The organism is Streptomyces sp. DvalAA-14, assembly GCF_900091855.1.
GTDB lineage: Bacteria > Actinomycetota > Actinomycetes > Streptomycetales > Streptomycetaceae > Actinacidiphila.
Genome location: NZ_FMCH01000082.1, coordinates 1 through 5,243, shown reverse-complemented (window position 1 = coordinate 5,243; position 5,243 = coordinate 1). Strand labels below are relative to the sequence as shown.

The window sequence follows — 5,243 nt, the reverse complement described above, 5'->3', positions numbered from 1 at the left end:
GGACCGCCCGGGCCTGGCCGACTGGCTCCAGCGCTACGGCGTCTACGCCGCCGTCGCCGTCCTGCTGGCCTTCAACGGCCTGTTCACCGACCGCTTCCTGACCGTCGACAACCTGCGCACCCAAGGAGTCCAGGTCTCCCCCGTCGTCATCGTCGCGCTCGGCATGGCGCTGGTGATCGGCACCGAGGGCGTGGACCTGTCGGTGGGCTCGACCATGGCGCTGGCCAGCGCGGTGCTCCCGCTGTACCTCGGTTACGGCCTGCTGCCCGGTCTGCTGGTGGCATTGCTCGCCGGGGTGGCGGTGGGACTGGTCAACGGCTCGCTGGTGGCCCTGGTCGGCCTGCAGCCGATCGTGGCGACGCTGGCGCTTTTCGTCGGCGGCCGCGGGCTGGCGCTGGTGATCGCGCACGGCCGGTTGAAGCAGATCAGCGATCCGGACCTGCTCGGCCTGGGCACGAACAGCGTGCTCGGCGTCCCGGTGGTGGTCCTGATCGCCGCGGCGCTGGCCCTGGTGATCGCGCTGCTCGTGCGGCGCACCACCTTCGGACGCCAGGTGGTGGCCGTCGGCGGCAACAGGGCCGCCGCCGCGCTGGCCGGCCTGCCGGTCCGCCGGGTACTGCTCGGCGTGTATGTGGTCTGCGGGGTGCTGGCATCACTGGCCGGGGTCCTGGCCACCGCCCGGCTGACCGCGAGCGACCCGTCCTCGCTCGGCAATCTGATGGAACTGTCCGCGATCACCGCCGTGGTGGTCGGCGGCACCCCGCTGACCGGCGGCTCGGTCCGGGTGCTCGGCACGGTGATGGGCGCGCTGCTCATGCAGTTGCTGCACGCCACGCTGGTCAGCCACGATCTGCACGACTCCACCGCGCAGATGGTCCAGGCCGCCATCATCCTGCTCGCCGTCTACGTCGCACGGGAGCGCCGATCGCGATGAGGTCCCCGCTGAACACACCGCTCGCCACCGCCGACCGCCCACTGCCGGCGCGGGCCGCCCCGCTCCGCCCCACCGGCCGGCAACGCGCCGCCGAACTCCTCCAGCGCCAAGGCGCGTTGGCGGTGCTGATCCTGCTCTGCCTGGTGTCCTCCTTCCTCTTCACGGCCTTCCCGACCCTGGACAACGCCCGGGGCATCACCATCCAGGCGTCCTTCCTGGCGATCGTGGCGCTCGGCATGACCCTGGTGATCATCACCGGCGGCATCGACCTGTCGGTGGGATCGGTGTTCGCGCTCGGCGGGGTGCTGGCCGCCTGGGCCTCGCAGTACGGCTTCCTGCCGGCCCTGCTGCTGCCGCTCGCGGTGTGCGGGGCGATCGGCACGGTCAACGGGCTGCTGGTGGCCCGGGCCGGGATGGCCCCGTTCATCGTGACGCTGGCCTCGCTGCTCGGCGCCCGCGGACTGCTGCTCGCGCTCACCCACGAGGGCGCGTCGACGTATCTCGTCCCGCGCGGTTCGGCCTTCCAGCGGCTCGGCGGCGGTCAGGTCTGGGGCTTCGGCTGGCCGGTGCTGATCGCGGTCGCGCTGCTGGGCGCGGGGGGTCTGCTGCTCCAGCGCACCTCGTTCGGACAGGCGCTGTTCGCGGTCGGCGGCAGCGCGGACGCGGCGCTGCTGATGGGGCTGCCGGTGGCCCGCACCAGGGTGCTGGTCTACACGCTGAGCGGGCTGCTCGCGGGGCTGGCCGGCGCGCTGAACGCGGCCCGGCTGTCGTCGGGGGTGACCATCGTCGGGGTCGGCATGGAGCTGGACGCGATCTCGGCGGTGGTGATCGGCGGCACCCTGCTGGTGGGCGGCGCCGGTTCGGTGTCCGGCACGCTGTGGGGCGTGCTGCTGCTCGGCGTCATCCAGAATCTGATCAATCAGATCGGCTCCCTCGACTCCTCCTACCAGTCCGTGGTCAGCGGCGGCTTCCTGATCGTCGTCGTGGTCGCCCAGCGGTACCTGTCCGCGGCCCGCCGCGGCACCTGAGCGGTCCGGTGCCGTGCCGCCCGTTCGCCGGCACGGCACCGGACCTTGTGCAGACTGGGGCCGGAACCGCCGCCCCCACGCAAGGCCGCCGGGGGGCGGGACGAGGGAAGGAAGTCCGTGGGCGTCAGCCTCAAAGACGTCGCGCTGCTGGCGGGCGTGTCCATCAAGACCGTGTCCAACGTGGTGAACAACTATCCGCATGTGACGCCCGCGATGCGCGACCGGGTGCAGCGGGCCATCGACGAGCTCGGCTACCGGCCGAATCTGACGGCCCGCCACCTGCGCAAGGGCCGGACCGGGATCATCGCGCTCGCCGTCCCGGAACTGGGCAATCCGTACTTCGCCGAGCTGGCCGGCGCGGTCATCGACGCGGCGGCCCGCCATGACTACACGGTGCTGCTCGACCACACCGCCGGCCTGCGCGAGAAGGAGGTGCTGGTCTGCCAGGGCTTCCGGGCCCATGTCATCGACGGGCTGATCCTCAGTCCGATAGAGCTGGAGGCCGCCGATCTGCTCGGCCGGCGCTCGGACGACGGGCCGCTGGTGCTGCTGGGCGAGCGGGAGTACGAGGCGCCGTACGACCACATCGCCATCGACAACGTGGCCGCGGCGCGTACCGCCGTACGGCATCTGGCGGCCCTCGGCCGGCGGCGGATCGCCTTCATCGGTGCCCGCCGCGAGCTGGCCCGGCGGCCGGCGCATCTGCGGCTGCGCGGCTGGCGTGAGGAGCTGACCGCGGCCGGGCTGCCCTGCGACGAGGAACTGGTCGCCGCCACCGACGGGTACGGCCGCTGGGACGGGGCCGCCGCGATGACCGCGCTGCTGGACCGCGGCGCCGAGCCCGACGCGGTGTTCGCGTACAACGACCTGATGGCGCTGGGCGCGATGCGGGCACTGGTGGAGCGGGGGCTGCGGGTGCCCGGGGATGTGTCGGTGGTCGGCTTCGACGACATCGAGGAGGGCCGGTTCTCGGCGACGGCGCTCACCACGGTGTCCCCCGACAAGCAGGCGATCGCACGGCTGGCGGTCGAACGGGTCGTCGCCCGCCTCACCGGCACGCCGCAGATGCACGCGGAACGCATCCAGCCCGGCTACACGCTGGTGACCCGGGAGTCGACGGCGCGCCGCGACTGAGCCCGGTGCCGCCGCTGGCGGGGACGGGCGGGACGGGCGGGCATACTGCGGCACATGATCCGTGACGACGCCAGCCACCGGCCACCGCAGACCCGGTCCCCGCACGCCGCCGCCCGGGGAGCCCGGCGGTGACCGGCCGGCCGCTGCTCGTCGTGGACGGCGCCAATGTCGTCGGATCCGTGCCGGACGGCTGGTGGCGCGACCGGCGGGGCGCCGCCGAGCGGCTGCGGGACGCGCTCGCGGCCCTGGCGGCCGGCGGGCTGGCGCCGGACAGCGGTGCGCCGGCCTGGGCGATCGGGGTGCCGCTGGAAGTGGTGCTGGTCGTGGAGGGGGCGGCTCGCGGGATCGCCTCGGTGCCGGGCGTGCGGGTCGAGTCCGCGCCCGGCAGCGGCGACGACCTGATCGCCGACCTCGCCGCCCGGGCCCGGGCGGCCGACCCGGAACGGCCCTGTCTGGTGGTGACGGCGGACCGGGAGCTGCGCCGGCGGGTGGCAGCGGTGGGGGCGACATGTGTCGGCCCCACCGCGGTCCGCCGGCGGTAGCCGCGTCCTGCGGCCCCGGGCAGCCGGTCGCCGGTCAGAGGACCTCGATCCAGTCCGGGTCGCTGATGGAGGTGTACAGGCCGGTGGTGCCGACCACGATGGTCCGCCACCAGCCGCGCGTGGAGTCGTTGAACGTCTTCTGGAACGCCCCGCGGTCGCTGGACTGGACGACGTACTTGCGTGTCCAGGTGCTCGTGCTGGTGGGCCGGTACCAGATCTCCACCGGGTGCTTGCCGCGCGGCTTCCAGGTGCTGCCGTCGAGATACTGCAGGGTGCCGTTCAGCCGCAGCCGCTGGCCCCGGCGGACCGGCTGCGGGGTGCCGTGGAAGCCGGCGATGTGGGTCTTGGTGCGGTGCACGGCCTTGGCGGCGGAGGTGGCGGCGGTGCAGACGTCGGTCTCGGCGTGGACCCAGCGGTAGCTGCCGTTCCCGCCCTTGTAGCTCCCCTTCAGGGCTCCCCCGGCGGCGGGGGCGGCGGTGGCGACGGTGCGCCAGCTGGTGCTGCCCTCGGCGGCGAACTGCAGGCTGAAGGTCTGCTTCGCCGCCCCCGACCCGGCGCAGCTCGGATTGACCGTCGCCTTGGCGGTGGCCAGCCCGTTGGCGTCCACGGTGGCCGACACGGCGGAGTAGGAGAGCGTGATCGGGGTGGCCACCGGCAGCGCGGCGAAGTCCCCGCCGATGTAGAAGTCCTTGGGCGCGGAGTAGACCGCGAAGTCGTCGTCGTCGCCGCGGACCTTCCAGTGGAACGAGAAGTGGCCGGCCGCGTCGGCGGTGGTCTGGGCATCGGACTCGCTCTCCGAGAACGCCCGCAGGAAGACCGGCGTGCCGTCCACACTGCCGTGTCCGGCGGGGAAGGCGACGGTGCCGGTGACATTGAGCGTGTCGCCGGGACGCACGCGGGTCTTGTCGACCGTCGCGGTGATGGTGCTCGGGACGGGCGTCGCGGGGCGCCGGATCGACTCGTAGATGAGGTCGGTGTACGTGTCCGGGTTGCCGTCCGGGTCGTACTGGGCGTCGAATTCCACCTCGTGGTACGACTGAGCGAGGGAACTGTCCCCGACGTGGTCGACCAGCGTGTCGGGGAGGTCGAACCGGCCGTTCTGGTCGGTGTGGACGGTGCCGAGCGAGCGCGCGTCGTAGTACCAGGGGTCGATCGGGTCACCCCACGGATTCCAGGTGGTGAAGACGATGGCCTCGGTGACGTCGACGCTGCCGTCCACCACGGGGGTGCCGTCGGCGTGGGTCAGGATGCCGCTCAGGTCGACCGTGCGGTGGTCGTAGTCGGTCGTGGCCCGGTCGGTGGTGAGATTCAGTTCGTAGGGCTGTCCGGGCGGACCGGCGGTCCGAGGGGCCGCACCGGCGGCGGGAAGGGCGCCGGCGGCGGTGGTGGCCAGGACGATCGAAACGGCTGCGGCCAAACGAGCGGTGCGTGGGCGGATGGGCACCTGGGCTCCCGAGTGGGTGACCGGTCGCAGTGGTCGGCGCCTTCGCCGTCTGCACCGGGCACAGGTTTGACACCGGGGCGCCGTTCAGGGTTGCCCTGCGGCGGGCCGCAATCCCGGGCCGGCGCCGGGCCGGCCGGCCGATTGCTGCCCGCCGGCATCGC

The 5,243-nt window shown here is 73.3% G+C and carries 5 protein-coding genes; 4 read left to right on the top strand and 1 reads right to left on the bottom strand.

All coding sequences use genetic code 11. From position 1 onward, the window contains the following. The first annotated feature begins 13 nt into the window (after positions 1-13). From GA0115240_RS04190 to GA0115240_RS04175, 4 genes are all read left to right on the top strand, one after another. On the top strand, positions 14-934 hold the full coding sequence (locus GA0115240_RS04190) for an ABC transporter permease (RefSeq protein ID WP_093735290.1): 921 nt from the start codon (positions 14-16) through the stop codon (positions 932-934). Then, positions 931-1,962, top strand: a complete 1,032-nt coding sequence (locus GA0115240_RS04185) for an ABC transporter permease (protein WP_093735289.1) — start codon at positions 931-933, stop codon at positions 1,960-1,962. The genes GA0115240_RS04190 and GA0115240_RS04185 overlap by 4 nt, the downstream gene beginning before the upstream one ends. 117 nt (positions 1,963-2,079) lie before the next feature. Next, positions 2,080-3,096 carry a LacI family DNA-binding transcriptional regulator gene (locus GA0115240_RS04180; RefSeq protein WP_093735288.1) on the top strand — a complete coding sequence of 339 codons (1,017 nt, stop codon included), beginning with the start codon at positions 2,080-2,082 and terminating at the stop codon, positions 3,094-3,096. Between the two features lie 128 nt (positions 3,097-3,224). Continuing rightward, a complete protein-coding gene (locus GA0115240_RS04175; protein ID WP_093735287.1) occupies positions 3,225-3,638 on the top strand; it encodes an NTP pyrophosphohydrolase in 414 nt (137 codons plus the stop codon). A 34-nt stretch (positions 3,639-3,672) separates the two neighbouring features. Here GA0115240_RS04175 and GA0115240_RS04170 read toward each other — a convergent pair whose 3' ends face one another. Continuing rightward, complete coding sequence (locus GA0115240_RS04170; protein WP_093735286.1) at positions 3,673-5,055, bottom strand: hypothetical protein; 1,383 nt, start codon at positions 5,053-5,055, stop codon at positions 3,673-3,675. Positions 5,056-5,243: the final 188 nt, after the last annotated feature.